The organism is Wolbachia endosymbiont (group B) of Ennomos erosarius (assembly GCF_964026905.1).
Classification (GTDB): domain Bacteria; phylum Pseudomonadota; class Alphaproteobacteria; order Rickettsiales; family Anaplasmataceae; genus Wolbachia.
Map to the genome: position 1 here is coordinate 1090291 of NZ_OZ034708.1, position 19168 is coordinate 1109458.

The 19168-nt window shown below is 35.4% G+C and carries 12 protein-coding genes, 1 tRNA gene and 3 pseudogenes; 8 read left to right on the top strand and 8 right to left on the bottom strand.

Features of this window, described 5'->3' with window-relative positions; translation table 11 throughout:
* The first annotated feature begins 41 nt into the window (after positions 1–41).
* From AAGD95_RS05750 to AAGD95_RS05760, 3 genes are all read left to right on the top strand, one after another.
* Positions 42–2396 (top strand): type VI secretion protein, encoded by a 2355-nt coding sequence (locus tag AAGD95_RS05750; protein WP_341818441.1) that lies wholly within the window; start codon positions 42–44, stop codon positions 2394–2396.
* The gene (locus AAGD95_RS05755; RefSeq protein ID WP_341818442.1) at positions 2377–5250 is read left to right on the top strand and encodes a hypothetical protein; all 2874 of its coding nucleotides are present in this window, start codon (positions 2377–2379) and stop codon (positions 5248–5250) included. Before AAGD95_RS05750 ends, AAGD95_RS05755 begins: the two co-directional genes overlap by 20 nt.
* Positions 5251–5373: 123 nt before the next feature.
* Complete coding sequence (locus AAGD95_RS05760) at positions 5374–5859, top strand: hypothetical protein (RefSeq protein ID WP_341818443.1); 486 nt, start codon at positions 5374–5376, stop codon at positions 5857–5859.
* Here the strand turns inward: AAGD95_RS05760 and AAGD95_RS05765 are convergent.
* Entirely contained in the window at positions 5856–6347 is a 492-nt protein-coding gene (locus tag AAGD95_RS05765; protein WP_341818444.1) for an SH3 domain-containing protein, read from the bottom strand. The two genes, AAGD95_RS05760 and AAGD95_RS05765, sit on opposite strands and share 4 nt — an antisense overlap.
* A 70-nt stretch (positions 6348–6417) precedes the next feature.
* Between AAGD95_RS05765 and AAGD95_RS05770 the strand changes: the two genes are divergently transcribed.
* Positions 6418–7737 (top strand): pyruvate dehydrogenase complex dihydrolipoamide acetyltransferase, encoded by a 1320-nt coding sequence (locus AAGD95_RS05770; RefSeq protein WP_341818854.1) that lies wholly within the window; start codon positions 6418–6420, stop codon positions 7735–7737.
* Between the two features lie 13 nt (positions 7738–7750).
* Here AAGD95_RS05770 and AAGD95_RS05775 read toward each other — a convergent pair whose 3' ends face one another.
* Positions 7751–8602, bottom strand: a complete 852-nt coding sequence (locus AAGD95_RS05775; RefSeq protein WP_410542088.1) for an IS982 family transposase — start codon at positions 8600–8602, stop codon at positions 7751–7753.
* 331 nt (positions 8603–8933) lie between these two features.
* Here AAGD95_RS05775 and AAGD95_RS05780 point away from each other — a divergent pair, with 331 nt between their 5' ends.
* A complete protein-coding gene (locus AAGD95_RS05780; RefSeq protein ID WP_341818445.1) occupies positions 8934–10268 on the top strand; it encodes an alanine:cation symporter family protein in 1335 nt (444 codons plus the stop codon).
* Between the two features lie 119 nt (positions 10269–10387).
* Entirely contained in the window at positions 10388–13072 is a 2685-nt protein-coding gene (locus AAGD95_RS05785; RefSeq protein WP_341818446.1) for a hypothetical protein, read from the top strand.
* On the opposite strand, the gene AAGD95_RS05790 is transcribed toward AAGD95_RS05785, so the two are convergent.
* The 3 genes from AAGD95_RS05790 to AAGD95_RS05800 all read right to left on the bottom strand — a co-directional run bounded on the left by AAGD95_RS05790 (position 13064) and on the right by AAGD95_RS05800 (position 14324).
* Complete coding sequence (locus tag AAGD95_RS05790) at positions 13064–13660, bottom strand: Maf family nucleotide pyrophosphatase (protein ID WP_341818448.1); 597 nt, start codon at positions 13658–13660, stop codon at positions 13064–13066. The genes AAGD95_RS05785 and AAGD95_RS05790 overlap by 9 nt on opposite strands.
* Positions 13638–13901, bottom strand: a complete 264-nt coding sequence (gene infA / locus AAGD95_RS05795; protein ID WP_164224845.1) for a translation initiation factor IF-1 — start codon at positions 13899–13901, stop codon at positions 13638–13640. Before infA ends, AAGD95_RS05790 begins: the two co-directional genes overlap by 23 nt.
* Positions 13902–14183: 282 nt before the next feature.
* Positions 14184–14324, bottom strand: coding sequence for a hypothetical protein (locus AAGD95_RS05800; RefSeq protein WP_341818449.1), 141 nt, complete (start codon positions 14322–14324; stop codon positions 14184–14186).
* A gap of 15 nt (positions 14325–14339) precedes the next feature.
* On the opposite strand from AAGD95_RS05800, the pseudogene AAGD95_RS05805 reads away from it, so the two are divergent.
* A pseudogene (locus tag AAGD95_RS05805) lies at positions 14340–15190 on the top strand (IS982 family transposase).
* Here AAGD95_RS05805 and AAGD95_RS05810 read toward each other — a convergent pair.
* Positions 15187–15935 (bottom strand): annotated as a pseudogene (locus tag AAGD95_RS05810) (IS982 family transposase). The pseudogenes AAGD95_RS05805 and AAGD95_RS05810 sit on opposite strands and share 4 nt — an antisense overlap.
* Positions 15936–16720: 785 nt before the next feature.
* A complete protein-coding gene (tldD, locus tag AAGD95_RS05815) occupies positions 16721–18139 on the bottom strand; it encodes a metalloprotease TldD (protein WP_265026344.1) in 1419 nt (472 codons plus the stop codon).
* 62 nt (positions 18140–18201) lie between these two features.
* Between tldD and AAGD95_RS05820 the strand changes: the two genes are divergently transcribed.
* Positions 18202–18286 (top strand) — tRNA-Leu (locus tag AAGD95_RS05820).
* A 20-nt stretch (positions 18287–18306) separates the two neighbouring features.
* On the opposite strand, the pseudogene AAGD95_RS05825 reads toward AAGD95_RS05820, so the two are convergent.
* Positions 18307–19157: pseudogene (locus tag AAGD95_RS05825) on the bottom strand (IS982 family transposase).
* Positions 19158–19168 lie beyond the last annotated feature (11 nt).

The window sequence follows — 19168 nt, forward strand, 5'->3', positions numbered from 1 at the left end:
AGTATTTTTATCTTTTTTAATTATCTTTATTGAATACGCATATGCAGCTAAAAGTACCAGCGATTAACTCTAAGTTTGAAAAAAAGAACAACTTAGCATTACTAGAAAGCATTGATTTAGATTTCATTCCGTATGCTTGTCATTACGATGAAGAAACCATACTAACAAAACAGGGAGAATTGTTAAAAATAATCAAGTTAGAAGATTATTCTTCTGTTGATAACTACAGCGACCTTAGAACTGAAATTAGAAAAAGCATATCAAAAAATATTAATAGCCTATATTTTACCGTTTGGATTCATACCGTTAGAAAGCGCAATAAGTTGAGCTTAAAATGGAATAAAACTGAAGACTTCTCTGATAAGCTACATTCAGCGCGGTTTGATAAACTTACTGATAGTAAATTACGGTATATAAATGAATTATATATTGTAATATTGTTTAGCGATTTTGGCAAGCGTACTAATAATTCATTTTTTTTTAATAGAATAAAGAATAAGCATAAGCTGTCTTTACAAGAAAGCCACCAAGAGTTGCAAAAGATAACTGACTTAATTCAAAATGATTTAGGACCTTTTGGAGCTAAAAAACTGGGTCTAAGGTTTAGTGAAGGTAAAATATATTCTGAAATGATAGAATTTCTCCACTATATTGTTACATTAACACACAAAGATTATCCAATACATGAAGGGGACCTGTCGCAATATATTAGAAATTTTAAAATAGCTTTTGGTTTCAATACGTTTCAAACAATCTTTGAGAATCAACAGAAATTTGGCTCTATTTTCAGCATAAAGGAATACCGAGAAATCCCCTTAGGCAATATAGATAGGTGCTTGCAGCTTGAATCTGAATTTATCATTACAGAAATAATGATATTTACTAGTAATAGTAAAGCAATAAAAGAATTTAACAAACAAATTAACATGCTGCAAATTAGCGAGGATAATACCTTACTTAAAAATTCAGGAATTGAAGAAATAATAGAGCTTGAAAAGACCTCTAGTATAGACTTCTGCCAACAGAAAATTATTTTTACAATATTTGCAGACGATAGGAATAAGTTAGCCGAAAATATTAGTGATTTATCTTCCATAATGTCATTGATTGGCTTCATGATGTTTAGAACTGATTTACATATGGAAAGTCATTTTTGGGCACAACTTCCGGGCAATTTTACTTTCATTACACAACCGAAAAATATATTAGCAAAATATGCTTGCAGTTTTGCTATGCTGCATGATTTTACGTCAGGTACATTAAAAGGAGGAAGGTGGAAAGAAGTGGTAACAGTTTTTTTCTCAAAAGAAGGAAATCCTTACTTCTTTAATTTTCATGGGAAAAAAAACAATGGTCACACTACGATACTTGGAGCTCCAAATTCAGGCAGAACTTCACTCATTAATTTCCTATTATCAGAATCAAGAAAGTTTAACCCAAGAATTGTCATATTGGATAACACTGGAAAATCAATAATTTTTACTAAAGCAGTGAGTGGTAAATATTATATAATCGATCCGAAGTATAAGGACAAAAGCCTAAAATTTAATCCACTAAACATTGAAGATAGTGCTTCCAATCGCAATATGTTGGTTGAGCTGATCAAAAAAATGGTAGCCGATACGAGCTTGGTGGACGTAGAAGAAAAGATAAGAAAAATCGTGGATTCTATATTTGCTATACCCAAGGAATCACGTTCTATTTCACAAATTTCTGAGGTGCTCTTGCTCCTTGGGGGTAAGATAAATAGATGGTGTGACGGTGGTGAGTTTGCTTACTTATTTCAAGATGGTGATGAATCAGATATTGACTGGGAAACAAAAATTATATCTCTCAACACTGCAAACCTCACAAAACGAAAAGAATGTATGTCCGTGATACTTTACTATTTTTTATATTCTTTTGAGGCAAAATGTAATGGCTCGCCTGCAATACTTGTTTTGGATGAAGCATGGGAGATAAGTAATATTTTTCCTACAGAGAAAGAGTTTGATAACTGGATGCAAAGAATGATGGAACTAAATGTTGTGGTAATCCTAAGTACTGAAAATTTAAATCTCGCATTTGCTAGCAAATTTACTCAATATTTAGATAAACATGTTGATACAAGAATCTTGATGCCGAACGTCAATGCAAATAGATTATACATGAAAGCATTTTCTTTATCTAAAGAGGAGCTGAATATAATTCTGCAAACACCAACGCAGGAAGGTTTATTTTTGATAAAGCAGTATAAAGGGTTAGTAACTTTAAATTTAGATTTAAAGAATATGCAAGAAATACATGTACTTTCAGCTAACAAAGAGACTATAAAGTATATGTATGAGGCAATAAAGGAAAAAGGAGAAGAAGTTAATGAGTGGTTACCGGTGTTTTATGAGAAGTGTAAAGCTTAATTTCTTATTGATGTTCTTTTTGATACTTGGTCTTTCATATCAAGGGTCTGCTGATTGCCCATGGAATGCGAAAAGTAATACTGAAGTTTCTTCAACATTTGGATGGACAGGATGGCGTAAAGAGATCCAAGTTATAGCTATAAAAGATCAAGGCATTGATGGTTATTTCAATCCGAAAATTAAGGTATGCAGTAAGGGTGGAGAGAATTATCCGGAGTATTGCTATGAATTATATAGTGGAACTTCATGTAAAATAATATATGGCAATGGCACAACTCAAGCTTCCGGTGCTGGTGTTTCTGCAATGACTTTCATTGATTGGGAAGGAAATAAGACATCCATTTGTGCAAAAATGGGAGAAGGTCTTAAATGGAAATGGGCAGATGGTCTAACTGATGAAGAAAAAGAGAAATTTGCTAATTCTCCTAAGATATGTGCTTGCATGCAAAAAGGTGCTTGTATGAGTGGTGCTTCTACATGGGGTGCTAAAGCATTTTCAGGATATAATATTTTCCGCCCAGGCGATATGGAAAACGTTTGTGATACTTGCTATCAAACAGAAATAAAATGTGCTCCTGTTCCACTTGCACCTGGTCCTCCTCGATTTTGTGAACAACTTGCAATGTCGCTTCCACAAGTTAGAATTGTTCCTATAACAGATAAAGACAATGATTACTTTGATCCTAAGGTTAAGGTAATAATTGGTGATCTGAAAGGAAGAGACGGAGAGATTGGAGAAAAATTAGATTTCCCTAAAGAGTATGGAAAAGATAAAGCTAAGGAGCACCCTATTAAAGACAAATATGGCACCACGTATGACTTCAAGACCTATAGAGAAAAAGATAAGCTCTGCGCTGAATACCATGGAACTAAAAGTATAGATGAAAAAAATCCGCAATTCGCCCGCTGTTTCCCGGCACCACCTGCTCCAGAGCCTGAAGTAGTAGAAATAGTACAAAGTAACACGTCTGGAAAGCAGAGTGACACGTTAAAGATAAGAATGAAGATGAGCAAGAGCGCTTGTACTTATGAAGCACGTGGAACCTACAGTGATGGTTTATGTACTTTTAATGTTAATACCGCTGTAAACATTGGCCCTCTATCTTTGGAAGTAGTAAAACCAGCAATAGTAGCAAAAACAACTGATAGTAATATTGATAATATTATAGAAGGTATATTAGAAAGTAATCCGCAACAATTTAAAGTTCTGAAAGAATATGGCTATGTTCCTGATGTGCAAGTTAAATGTTCTAAAGGCGGAAGTTTTTATAGTTTGAATGATTTTGAGAAAAAGTTGAAAGACAAATCTATTCAATGTGAATTTAATAACTCTGGGCAGCCGGAAATAGAAGTAAAGTATAAAGGAAATTCTAACAGTAAAATGCTTTGTCTTTCTGGATGGCAGCCAGAACCAGAGGAGTTTGTTCTTAAAAGAGAAAATAAAATAATACCACTAAAATTAAAGGGAACAAGATATACTAAATACAATGCTGTTTACTCCAAGGAATCAAATCAATTTTATTATCTCCCAAGCGAGGAAATAGTAGACCTCTTAAGAAGACCTCAAGATCAGTTGGATAAAATAATATTTAATAAGCAAGGGTATGTTTTCTTCCCCGACGAAAATAAGCAGAAGAAGGGAGAATGCAGTTATTGTGTAGATGAAAGTAAAGGTGAAAAGATAGATGAATACTTTGACAGCGGTAAAGTCAAAGTAGTATATAAGTTGATAGATACAGAGCATAAAGAAGGATGTGAGCAAGGTGATGATGGTTGCATCTGCTTTAATGGAACATGCAGCCGTTCAACACGATATGTAGACAAAGAAAACACCCAATCTTTTTATACAAAGATTTCACAAGATGCAAATGGCGTTGTCACGCAACAAGAAGCACCAATTAAAGCAAACAGAACAGAGGTCTTTTACGCTGATAAATTGTGTAGGTTCGATTTAGAAGGTCTCAAAAAGAAATTAAAAGAGAAAAAATTACAAGAGAAATTAAAAGAGATAATCGAGAAAGAACTGGAAAAAAAGAGCGAAAAGTCCCATGATTTTGGAAGTGGAAATCATGATGTGGATGGCTCACAAATGTCATCTAGCCATGTTGAAATAGAAGTGTGGGGATGTGGTGAAGCAGGTCACATAAAAGATACACCCACTTACTGCGGATCTTATGTAGATGATGCCACCAAGAAGAATGCCTGTTCCACTGAAACTAGAGCAGGAATGCCAGGAGATTATATTAAAGCTGAATTGGAAATTGATCTTGATTATCCTATCTTTGACATTGAAGCTTCAGAGGGAGGAGGTAACAGAGAAAAGAGATACACAGATAAGGATGGGGGTCCTATTTTTATAAGAAAGTGTCGTGTAGGCAAACAAGAGTGCAAGGATTTAATCACTATGGGAGGTGGAGGTATCTATAAAGAGTATGAGTATAAAGGTCGGTATAGGAATTATATGGAAACAATAATTGATGATAGTGTAAAATCAAAAGCAAAAAAAACAATAACAGGATTGCGGGTTACTGAAGATAATAGGATAGCGTATATAGAAAATGGTGAAATCAAGTATGAAACAGTAGAGTGTAGAATGGGTTTTAGAAGCAGTAAACCTGGTGCAGGTGGTTGCATTGATAAAAGCAAAGGAATTTATGGTAAAGGCTCTGCAGGGTATGTGAAGATAACGCCTATTATAAAGGGATTTGACATAAACATAATAGATGATGCTATTGAAAAAATGATAGGAAATCGATATGATCTCGGGAATGTTAGGGATTTTTTGACAGGTGATGCTGACACGAGTATAATTAAGATGATTGAAGAGGAAATCAAAAAAGAATTGTTAAGGTAAAAAGATATAGCTCTGAAAATTATGCTCTCATTTTAATAATTAATTAAAGTAAAGCATGTAGTAAATGGTGTAATTGCTGTATCTTAACAAAAAGGTATAACGAATGTAAGAGGAGGGTACTTTATGTCTCTAAAGAATAAAATTTCTGAGCTAATAGAACAACAATTTAGCATTAAATACCATGCCAATTATTTGGCTTACACTATACACAAGTGGGCTGCAAGTGAAATATCTAATTCTATTGCTCTTTGTATAACTGGCGGTAGTGATTGCAAGATCAAGTATCAAGATGTTGCAAATTCATTCAACATAACAAAAGGAGAAATTGATCAAGGTAATATTGCAAGTATAGAAAGTAAAATAAAAAGTGAAGCTGAAAAATCAGGTAGCGAGTTTTCTGAGTTGATTTCTAGAATGGATCAATCGCTAAAAGAGCAGAGTGAAAAGTCTATTGTACAAATTTTAGATTCATCTGCTGAGGAGATGTTAAAAAGTTTCTGTGATAGCCCTGTACAGTCTCCAGAGCCTCAAGAACCCTCTGCTTCATCTGAAGAGCCTGCTACAGAAGGTCCGGAAACTAGCGTTAGTCCAGATCCTTTTTCAACTTAATCAACTCCGTATATATGTTTTTTTTGTACCCATGCTTTACGTTTTGGGGTAGAAAGAAAACACCACTCTTCGTTGCACTTTTCTATTTTCATTACAATAAACTTGTCTATTTTCATAGTAATCTTGCTGTCTACACTCTGTTTTTGATATCCATAAGCGTCTTCTTTTACAATCGCGTAGTGCTTATCACTAAGCAGATTGCCTTTTATCCATCCGCAGTCTTCATATATATCACAGACCTTTTTCCAACTCTCAAACTCTTCTATCACTTTCAGGGGCAGATTTTTGCAAGTGTATATCCATTTTACAGGATAGTGAAACCCTGGCCCCGTTCTCATGTTGATCTTATTTGATTTGGTTGAAACAAAGTTATTAGCAAACAAGCTATGGCTAAATAATAAAAATAATAGGATAATAGTACTGAACCAAGATCCTAGTGTCACGCACTGGGATGACGTGAGTGATAGTGTAACAGATTTGTTCATCATAATTCACGATTAGATTGACATAAGATAAAGAGTAAATTAAAAATTGAATAGATCTTTAAATGCAAAATTAATGCCTATAGAAATATTAATGCCTGCTCTTTCACCGACAATGAGCAAAACTGGAGGAAAAATTGTAAAGTGGCATAAAAAAGAACAAGATAAAGTTGAAGTAGGCGACGTAATTGCTGAGATAGAGACTGATAAAGCCATAATGGAGTTTGAATCTGTAGATGAAGGAGTTGTAGCAAAAATTTTAGTAACAGAAGGAACAAGTGGCGTACCTGTAAATCAACCAATAGCTTTAATGCTGGAAGAAGGAGAAGATAGCAGTGTGCTTAATAACTATACCTCAACTTCCATCAATAGTGCAGTTAAAAAGGAAGTGACAAAAAGTGCTGTTGATAATCAAAAATCAGAACACCAAGATTTAAACGGAAAGCCAACAAGTCATTCTTCGGTGTCATTCCAGCGCGTGACGCTGGAATCCAGAAGAAAAGAACCAGTGTCAGCTACTCAGATGACAGATGGTTATGTAGAAGGTAGAATAAAAATAAGCCCATTAGCTAAGAAAATAGCTCAAAATGAAGGGGTTAATGTGCAGCAATTAAAAGGTACAGGACCATATGGTCGCATAATTAAGGCTGATGTGTTGGAGTCTTTAGGCAGTGGTATACACACTGAAAGTCCTGAGAAAGATACCATAGTTGAAGTAAGCAACATACGCCAAGTGATAGCGCAGCGCCTGACTGAATCAAAACAGAATGTTCCACATTTTTATTTAGCTATAGACTGCCAGGTTGATAAGTTAATATCGTTAAAAAACGAGATTAACTCAGCAGATGAAAACAATAAAGTAACAATCAATGACTTAGTAATAAAAGCTGTGGCCTTCAGTATGAAAAAATTTCCTGATATAAATTCTTCGTGGATAGATAATAAAATACTGAGATATTCAAATATAGATATTTCAATCGCTGTGGCACTTGAAGATGGGCTAATTACTCCTATAGTAAAAAATGCTGATAAAAAGGGTATTTTATCTATATCAAAAGAAGTGAAAGATTTAGTAAGCAGAGCAAGATCTGGAAAATTGAAACCTGAAGAGTTTCAAGGAGGAGGGTTTACTATCTCCAACTTAGGGATGTTTGGTATAAAAGCCTTCAGTGCTATAATCAATCCGCCGCAATCTTGCATTATGGCAGTTGGTGCATCTAAAAAACAACCAATTGTTATGAATGAGAAAATAGAAATAGCAGAAATAATGACAGTAACGCTCTCTGTTGACCATAGAGCAGTTGATGGGGCACTCGGAGCAAAGTTTTTAAATGCCTTTAAGCATTATATAGAGAATCCTCTGGTGATGCTTATTGAAACTGCGGTAACCTATTAACGCGAATTCTGGATTAAGGAAGGAAGAAAGTATAGGAAATAGAAGGCTTTTTGGATTTGATGGAATAGGAAATGAGAGTAGAAAAGATATGAACCAAAAAATTAACAGGGGATCTATGGCGAGTGTGTTCAATTTCTAGTCTATTTTTTAGGTAACCAAAAACAGTCTCAATGATAGACCTTTTTCTCAGTAAAATCTTCTCATTTAGCGAAATCAATGCATTTTTCATACCTTTTTTCACCTTGGTAACAAGTTTCAAACCTCGGTCAAACAGCTTCTGAAAAAGCTCTTTTGCAATATAACCTTTGTCACCAAACAAAAGGCCGGTTAATTTTTCCGTCAGATTTGGCACAGGTATCCTATCATCAACATTGCCTTTTGTTAGCGTAAGTGAATGAATTTCACCATTTTCATTGATTACCATATGTAATTTGAAACCAAAAAACCAGCCGTAAGTACTCTTGCTTAATTTTGCAATTCCAGCAAAAACTTTGTTTTTGGATATTCTTTTTGCATGACAAACTGCAATGGGAGTTGTGTCTATATATGAAATTCCAGTGTTTTCTGACTGTCCACAAAGCCAATGCAACAACATTGCTAAATGCCACAAAACCCTAGGCTTTAGAGCAACAAACCTGGTATATGAAGGCAACTTTGGAAACTCTGATTTGTAGAGCAACGTTAGGTAATGTAGATAGAAAGTTTTGAAATTTTTACACGGAGATTGTTGATATAGCAGGATTATTGTCATGATTTCGGAGTGCTCAATTTCCGTTGTTCTTGTGGGTTTTTTACCATTTGGCAGTAGTTTACCTGCAAAATTTTTCTCTATATCTCTGCAAAAATCATCGACCAAACAAAACAGTTTGTTATATCTTCCATGGTTAACCTCATCTGTTTTTTTATAACTGCTGAGTTTACCCTGTTTTCTTGCCTTTTCTATTCTCCTTTAATCCAGAATTCGCGTTTGTAGAGCTTGACACTGACTTTGACTAAAAACTGAGTATGAGAGCAGCTAGTATTATGTTAAAAAAAAATTTTTTGATATGGAAAACTGGTCCCAGTATCAGCTACTTGGATGACAGGAAAGGGGTGCTAGGATGACAGAAACGAAGTCATACGAACTCCCATAGAAAATAGGTTAGGTATTTTCAACTTTTGTATGTATACTTAAGTCAAAACACTCACTTTTACAGATGGATACAGTAAAGTTTGTTTTATTACTGCCAACAATATTACTCATGCTAGTTGCTGGTGTTTACCTATCGGTTAAACTAAAATGGCTACAGATATTTAGATTACCATACGCCCTTTCACTCCTTGGAGCTAAAAAAGGAGAAAATAAATTTTCTTCTATAGCCGCCCTGTTTACAATCTTAGGGGGAAATTTAGGAGTAGGAAATATTTCAGGAACTGCTGTTGCTCTAAAAACCGGGGGACCGGGCTCTATTTTATGGATGGCGATAATTATTGTTATCACTTCTGTGATAAAATATGTCACTTGTTATCTAAGTATAAAAACCAGAAAGGAAAAGAACGGACGGTTTATAGGTGGCCCCGTAGCCTACATGGCTGATGCATTTAACTCTAGAAAAGCTACAATTGTGTTTCTAGTTGTTATGATGATGGTTTCAATAACAGTTGGTAACCTTGTTCAGGTAAATTCTCTATCAATACCACTTAACATGATAGATGTGCCTGCAGTTGTTGGTGGCATTGTAATGGCCATAATATTTTTTGTTGTTGCAGCTCTCAGCTTTAAAAAAATTAAAATTTTTATATCGGCTATGATACCGATAATGACGGTAAGTTACCTCATACTTTGCGGTATCATATTATTTAAGTTTAGTGAAAATATCCTTCCTTCTCTAAAATTAATAACAAGCAGTTTTTTTACAACTAGTAGCTTTAATTCTGGTTTATCTCTAGGTTTGATTTTAGAAATGTTGACTATTATTCAAGTCGGAACTTTGCGAGGTATTTTTGCAACAGATATAGGGCTTGGCCTCGAAGGAATCGTGCACTCTTCAATTGTTCCTAAGAAAAATAACAATAAATTTATTATTGAACAGAGCCTAATCACAATAATATCGCCTTTTATAGTTGCATTCATAGTGTTTATTACAACAATGGTACTGCTTGTCACAGATTCTTGGGTCACTGATTTAGAGAGTACTAACATGTGCATATTTGCTTTTAGAAAAGCTATGAATTGGCCCTATATTGACTATTTAATTATGGCCATAATGTTTTGTTTTGCTTTCACTACTATTTTTACTTGGTTTTTTTGCTCAAAACAGACAATACGTTATGTGTCTATGGATAATAAATACACTAAAATCTGGATTGTAATTTTTACCATGATCATTCCGCTTGGTGCGATAGGTAAAGTCCGGTTGCTATGGGATGTCGCTGATATCTCGATTGCTGCTTTGTTGTTTATCAACATACTTGCTATACTCAAGCTAACTTCTAAAGATCCAGAAGTATTCACTATGAGCAACAGATATTTAAAATTAGGCGCCAACTAAAAGTTGCCATCTGAGTAACAACACAACCTTCCTTAATAAAAATTCAACCAATGCTCGTGATAATTATATTAGCTAGTATTAGCTAGAACTAAAGGCAGAGGGTTATTAGTGAGGGGTATATGAGCACTAACGATACACAACAAGAACACATTTATAATGAGCGCATTCAAGAATTTTTTCCTTTATTTGATAAAAAGGACGACCCAATTTATAATGCTAGAGTTGATTTTAACACAGTAAAGTTTTTAACAGAACGCGCCGATTGGGATTGGAACGAAGATAAAGACAAAAATAAAGCATGTGGAGTTATTCTTCAGGAATGCGACAAGACAGCTAGACAAGAGCTTGAAGATAAAGCTAAAGAAGAGTTGAATAAATATATTACTAGTGCTAATAACATTAATGATGATGTTGAAGATAAAAAAGTTTCAATATATGGTAATCATGCAAGTATTACACTGGAGGATAACAAGAAAGAGTTCAAAATCAGCGAATTTTTAAACAGTGATTTTTGTCAGAAGAATGGAATCTCGGGATTTTCAACGTTGCATAGTGATGGAAAGAGCGGAATGCATGGTTTTGTTGCCGAGGAAGGAGGGAAAAAAATAAGACATTATGTCGTAACCGATGGTTCATATGAGATGACGCTAAATTGGTATGTGAATGGGGAAAAGTGTACTATCAAAATCAATATTGATAAAGATGGTATAGAACTTATTGAAGGTAATGGCGTTACTGAAGATCAGCTAAAAGCAAATAAAGACGTAAAAATAGGTGGTTTATTCTTGCATGAAATAGAATTCAGGGAAAAAGGAAAAGTGAATGAGGTGCAACATGACGGAAAAGACAATCAAGCCCTTAACAAATCATCTGAAATCGCAATAAAAAGTAACAGTAGAGATATTGAACAAGAGGTCAAAAAACCTGTTCAAAAACACCAAGCTACTCATATGAATCGAGAAATTGGGTCTCAGACCCCTCCACTGCCACCACTTAGAACTACACCTGAAAAAGATGTTTTCAATGAGCAAGGGAGTGGAAGCCAAAAACCAGATGGCTTGCGCGGAAATGAGCAAACACCTAATAATCGGCAAAAAGGTGCAACCACTGTATCACGGTCTGATAGTAGAGATAACTATGATTTTCCATCTTCTGATCCTTCAGATAGTTCTACTTTCACCAAGTCTGTAAGCCACAATCAAGATAATAGGCAAGAAGATGAACGGTATGACAATCCTACATTTGGACATGCTGTACCTGGAAGCCAAAAACCAGATAGAAGTGAGCAAACACCTAATGATCAGCAAAAAGGTGCAACTTCTGATCCTTCAGATAGTTCTACTTTCACCAAGTCTGTAAGCCACAATCAAGATAATAGGCAAGAAGATGGACGTTATGACAATCCTACATTTGGATATGCTGTACCTGGAAGCCAAAAACCAGATAGAAGTGAGCAAACACCTAATGATCAGCAACAACCTGAAATCCCGCAACAAGAAGGAAATAGCAAAAGCGATCTATTACAAGAGATCAGGAATTTCAAGAAAAACAACTTACGGCACACTGATGTTTATGATAGAGAAACATCAATTGCAGGAAGTAGAAAAAATAACCCATCACCGTTAGAGACATTAAAGGACAGAATTCCTTATTCACCTTCTCCAGATCCAGATATATATAACAGTGATAACCAAAGTGCTAGTGGTGCTGAGTGGAAAGAAAGTGAACAGTCATTTTCTGTTCCAAAACCCAATAGCAAAAGTGACTCGGGCTCTTCATCTCAAATTCATGCTCAACCTCAAGTAGATCCTGAGCAGCCAAAGAGGAGCTTAGAGAACATTGAACAAAGTGATCAAACTCCGCCTGAAAATCTTCTTAAAGAAATCAGAGATAGATCACAGCAAGATAATAGAGGATTAAGGCAAGTTGATCCTACTGATAAACTGTCACAAGATAAAGAAGATGGGTTGCAAAAAGACAATTTAGCAGATGTAAAAACAGTGGAAGGTCCAACCGTTAATGTCTCTGCTTCAACACCAAATAGTATAAGTGATTCAGGCTATATATCTCCAACTAATAATGATAGTAAATCTCAAACAGATTTAAAACAGGTAGGAAGGAAATTAGAAGAACATATTAATCTAACTCTATTTGAAGAACTTAAAAATACATTAGGTCAAGAAAATCTCGGGTTAAAACCAGCTGATCAGAGTCAGATTAGCGAAGAAACTAAAAAACGCTTGAGAGAAGATGGATTGCTAAAAGACAGTTCAACAGATGTAAAAACAAATGATTCGGGCTATTCATCTCCAATTCATGCCAATCATGAACAATCTCAAGTAAATCCTGAACAGTTAAAAGCGAGCCTAATGAATGTTGAACAAAAAGATGACACTCTACTTACGGAATTTACCAGTAAGTTGGATAAAGAAACTCAGAAGTTCCCACTAAAACCAGTGGATCAAAGAGGAATTAGTGAACAAACTAAAGAACATTTATTGGCAGCCTGGTTACTAAAAGATAGTTCAACAGATGTAAAAACAGTGGCAGAACGAGAAAATCCTGACACTAGTCCAACCGTAGATAAAAATAGCGAACTATATAAATTGCTAGAAAAAGATAAGATACAACTGGAAGTTGGAGTAATAAAAGAAGAAAGAGAAGATACTTTAACAGAACACACTGATAGTTATGATCGCGATAGAATCGCATTAGGTAACAGAAATAAAAGACCACTGGATTGGACTAAACGTATTGCTGAGTCACAACAAAAAAAAGATACCAATAAAGGTATTTCAATATAAATTGAGGTTAAAATAATTGCTTAGCAAACAATAGGTTTCATGCAACGGTAACCCTATAACAGAAGAGTAGGAGCCGCGTAAGAACAATACGAACACTCCAGCTAGGCCTTGTATATTGCATCCCCCTGCCCTATTTTTCCACTCTTCTGATACTAAATAATACTTAATTTCTTGTTCACTGAGACGTTTAAATTTCACTATTGTAACCACAGTCCTAATATGTTGTTTGGATTGATCGGGAGTTAATAGACATACACTAGTATATACTCTATGCCTTCTTCCTGATAACAAGCGGATGCATTTTTCTGCTTGCTCAACGTTTTCAGCTTTAAGCAATATCCTTCTACCACAAGCAACAACTGTATCAACACCAAGCACAAAGTAATTTGGATTTGAACTTCGTATTTTCTCAGCTTTACTTTTTGCCATACGGATTGAGTAATCCTTCGGAAGTTCCTTTTTTAAAGGGGCTTCATCTATGTCTGCTGGCAAAATCAAACCTGGCTCAATATTTATTTGTTTTAGTAAAGCTATACGCCTTTTCGATGATGAAGCAAGAATAAGATTATTTAGAGATCGTTCTGTCACTTGTACCTTTAAGCCTTCTAATGATCCGACCTTTTTTCGCATTCCTATCGTAAATGCTCATCTCAACTAACACCCTATCCCCTATAATGATGCGTATTTTACTTCTTCTCACTTTCCCTGATACATGACAGATAATCTCATGTTCATTGTCCAGTTTCACTCTAAATTCTGCTGCAGGTAGTAAAGCAGTTACTGCCCCTTCCACTTCAAAAATTGTTTTCGATTTCTCGTCTTTTATCATATGTTATATTATAATTTAATAATCTTTTTCAGTCTACTATAGATTTTAAATTATTATCAACACAAAAGACCTTTTGCACCCCACTTAAGTTGCAACTTAACCCCAACCATCTTCACAATAATGCTTTCGAACCTGTATTTTTCACTTTCTCCAACCTAACCGAGAAAAGGCGAGCTACCTACATTTCTACTCTTTTCCACCTCCACCTCCTCAAACAAACTCATAGGACTTTTGGAAGATAAATCATTATCACAATTCTCCTCATTGCTATCATATCCTTCATCAAAGCTTGAAGATCTGGATAATTTTCTCTCCTCTTCTGGTGGAACGCTTGAAACGCGAATTCTGGATTAAAGGAGAATAGAAAAGGCAAGAAAACAGGGTAAACTCAGCAGTTATAAAAAAACAGATGAGGTTAACCATGGAAGATATAACAAACTGTTTTGTTTGGTCGATGATTTTTGCAGAGATATAGAGAAAAATTTTGCAGGTAAACTACTGCCAAATGGTAAAAAACCCACAAGAACAACGGAAATTGAGCACTCCGAAATCATGACAATAATCCTGCTATATCAACAATCTCCGTGTAAAAATTTCAAAACTTTCTATCTACATTACCTAACGTTGCTCTACAAATCAGAGTTTCCAAAGTTGCCTTCATATACCAGGTTTGTTGCTCTAAAGCCTAGGGTTTTGTGGCATTTAGCAATGTTGTTGCATTGGCTTTGTGGACAGTCAGAAAACACTGGAATTTCATATATAGACACAACTCCCATTGCAGTTTGTCATGCAAAAAGAATATCCAAAAACAAAGTTTTTGCTGGAATTGCAAAATTAAGCAAGAGTACTTACGGCTGGTTTTTGGTTTCAAATTACATATGGTAATCAATGAAAATGGTGAAATTCATTCACTTACGCTAACAAAAGGCAATGTTGATGATAGGATACCTGTGCCAAATCTGACGGAAAAATTAACCGGCCTTTTGTTTGGTGACAAAGGTTATATTGCAAAAGAGCTTTTTCAGAAGCTGTTTGACCGAGGTTTGAAACTTGTTACCAAGGTGAAAAAAGGTATGAAAAATGCATTGATTTCGCTAAATGAGAAGATTTTACTGAGAAAAAGGTCTATCATTGAGACTGTTTTTGGTTACCTAAAAAATAGACTAGAAATTGAACACACTCGCCATAGATCCCCTGTTAATTTTTTGGTTCATATCTTTTCTACTCTCATTTCCTATTCCATCAAATCCAAAAAGCCTTCTATTTCCTATACTTTCTTCCTTCCTTAATCCAGAATTCGCGTTTCTAGTCTATTTTTTAGGTAACCAAAAACAGTCTCAATGATAGACCTTTTTCTCAGTAAAATCTTCTCATTTAGCGAAATCAATGCATTTTTCATACCTTTTTTCACCTTGGTAACAAGTTTCAAACCTCGGTCAAACAGCTTCTGAAAAAGCTCTTTTGCAATATAACCTTTGTCACCAAACAAAAGGCCGGTTAATTTTTCCGTCAGATTTGGCACAGGTATCCTATCATCAACATTGCCTTTTGTTAGCGTAAGTGAATGAATTTCACCATTTTCATTGATTACCATATGTAATTTGAAACCAAAAACCAGCCGTAAGTACTCTTGCTTAATTTTGCAATTCCAGCAAAAACTTTGTTTTTGGATATTCTTTTTGCATGACAAACTGCAATGGGAGTTGTGTCTATATATGAAATTCCAGTGTTTTCTGACTGTCCACAAAGCCAATGCAACAACATTGCTAAATGCCACAAAACCCTAGGCTTTAGAGCAACAAACCTGGTATATGAAGGCAACTTTGGAAACTCTGATTTGTAGAGCAACGTTAGGTAATGTAGATAGAAAGTTTTGAAATTTTTACACGGAGATTGTTGATATAGCAGGATTATTGTCATGATTTCGGAGTGCTCAATTTCCGTTGTTCTTGTGGGTTTTTTACCATTTGGCAGTAGTTTACCTGCAAAATTTTTCTCTATATCTCTGCAAAAATCATCGACCAAACAAAACAGTTTGTTATATCTTCCATGGTTAACCTCATCTGTTTTTTTATAACTGCTGAGTTTACCCTGTTTTCTTGCCTTTTCTATTCTCCTTTAATCCAGAATTCGCGTTATAAATAAATTCAACTCTCCGTTCTTTTTGTAGAAGCTTTTGGAAAATAGTTTTCTCTAGTTTCAGGTTTCTTGCAATATTGTTGGCGGAGTCCCGCCGCGGTATCTCTTAGCCGCTAACACGTAGCGGGATGACGGTTGTCGTTTAGCTATAAATATTAAGAAATTTACCAAGCGAAAAAAAAGGCAAAAGAAACCCCGTGGTTGGCTAGTTACTTACATTATACTTTCAAGTATGGCGTTTTTTCATTCTAAACACTTAATAACCGCGACTCAGCTGCTTTTAAGCCGCAACTAATCTAAATTATAAACGTTAAGAAATTTACTAAACAGAAAAAAAGGCAAAAGAAACCCTAGGGTAGCTAATTACTCACTATCCATTTTTTAAGTTGGCGTTTTTTTATGTTTTAAGCGCTTTTCAGCTTATGTAGGTAAAAACCCAGAAATTTGATAAAGACATAAGGTGCACATAGTGCAAAAAATTAAACATGAGACGCCAAATACGTTGAGTTTTTTTGTTATTTAATCTGTACAGAAAAGATAAATAAATAGCTTCATATTTATGATAAGGGGGCTGGCAAAGGGTGTCAAGTAAGTTTTTTCGTTTCTGCAGGCTACTTGGATAACGGCTACAATGTTTGTACAATTGTACGTCATACGCTGGAATCCGTTTTAGCCCTTATCTATATCTCAGTTCCACCAACAGTTATTGCGTCGACTTTGAGTGTCGGCTGACCAACTCCAACGGGTACATTTTGTCCATCTTTTGAGCATGTGCCAACACCAGGATCCAACTTTAGATCATTACCAACCATAGATACTTTTTTCAACACTGTTGGACCGTCACCAATTAGTGTTGCTCCTTTGACTGGCTGTGTAATTTTACCATTTTCTATTAGGTAAGCTTCCGAAGATGAAAAAACAAATTTTCCTGACGTTATATCAACTTGCCCACCACCGAAATTTACTGCATATAGACCTTTCTTTACGCTAGATATTATTTCCTCCGGTGTATGTTTTCCAGGCAGCATATAGGTGTTTGTCATGCGCGGCATAATAACTTCTTTATAACTTTCTCTTCTACCATTACCGGTTGGATTTACACCCATGAGTTTAGCGTTCATATGATCCTGCATGTATCCTTTGAGGATCCCATTCTCTATCAATATATTATAACTGGGTGGAGTGCCTTCATCGTCTACGCTGATAGAGCCACGCAAATTAGGCAGAGTTCCGTCATCAACTACTGTGATGTCACTAGCCGCTACTTGTTTACCCACAGAATTTGAAAATGCTGAAACTTTTTTACGATTGAAGTCGCCCTCAAGTCCATGACCCACGGCTTCGTGTAACAATATTCCTGGCCAGCCTGGACCTAAAACGACTGTCATTTCTCCGGCTGGAGTTGGAATTGCTTCAAGATTTACCAGTGCTTGTTCTAACGCTTGGTTTGCAACTTCTTTCCACTTTTTCTCAGAAATAAACTTACTATAAGAGTCCCTTCCACCATGCCCTGCAGAACCTCTTTCGGTACGACCATCTTTTTCTACAATGACTAGCACATTGAAACGTACCAGAGGCCTGATATCGCTTAATCTGTGATCACCTTTTATTATTTGTACGACTTGCCATTCTCCACTTAAAGTTATTTTTACTTGCTTCACGCAGTTATTTTTGGACCTTACATACTCATTAACCTCATTGAGTAGTTTAATCTTTGAATTCAGATCCATTTCATTTATGGGGTTAATCCTCGAATATAGGCTTGTCGTCTCTTCGTTTAAATTTATTGAATTTGTCTTGTTTAAAGACACTGAGCTTTTTACCATAGAAGCAGCATTACTAATTTCTTTTTCGCTAATCTCAGAAGAACAAACGAAAGATGTACTATCCTCACAAAAAGACCTTAAACCAAATCCCCTTCTAGTATTCAAGTCCATGTGTTTTAATATGTTATCCTCAAAAAGCAGGGACTCCGACTGGCAAAATTCTAGAAACAGCTCACCACCATCGCTATTGCTCAAAGCGCTATTGACTATTTTATATACGTTATTAATATTAACATTGTTTTGAGCGAAAAATATTTGATCTAGATTTGGCATTACCTTTGAACTAAAAATTGTTTAAGTATATTATTTAACTTTAACATAGTAAACTATAAAAAGCCCGGGTGGCGGAATTGGTAGACGCGCTAGCTTCAGGTGCTAGTAACTTTTTAAGTTGTGGAAGTTCAAGTCTTCTCTCGGGCACTCTTAACGCGAATTCTGGATTAAGGAAGGAAGAAAGTATAGGAAATAGAAGGCTTTTTGGATTTGATGGAATAGGAAATGAGAGTAGAAAAGATATGAACCAAAAAATTAACAGGGGATCTATGGCGAGTGTGTTCAATTTCTAGTCTATTTTTTAGGTAACCAAAAACAGTCTCAATGATAGACCTTTTTCTCAGTAAAATCTTCTCATTTAGCGAAATCAATGCATTTTTCATACCTTTTTTCACCTTGGTAACAAGTTTCAAACCTCGGTCAAACAGCTTCTGAAAAAGCTCTTTTGCAATATAACCTTTGTCACCAAACAAAAGGCCGGTTAATTTTTCCGTCAGATTTGGCACAGGTATCCTATCATCAACATTGCCTTTTGTTAGCGTAAGTGAATGAATTTCACCATTTTCATTGATTACCATATGTAATTTGAAACCAAAAAACCAGCCGTAAGTACTCTTGCTTAATTTTGCAATTCCAGCAAAAACTTTGTTTTGGATATTCTTTTTGCATGACAAACTGCAATGGGAGTTGTGTCTATATATGAAATTCCAGTGTTTTCTGACTGTCCACAAAGCCAATGCAACAACATTGCTAAATGCCACAAAACCCTAGGCTTTAGAGCAACAAACCTGGTATATGAAGGCAACTTTGGAAACTCTGATTTGTAGAGCAACGTTAGGTAATGTAGATAGAAAGTTTTGAAATTTTTACACGGAGATTGTTGATATAGCAGGATTATTGTCATGATTTCGGAGTGCTCAATTTCCGTTGTTCTTGTGGGTTTTTTACCATTTGGCAGTAGTTTACCTGCAAAATTTTTCTCTATATCTCTGCAAAAATCATCGACCAAACAAAACAGTTTGTTATATC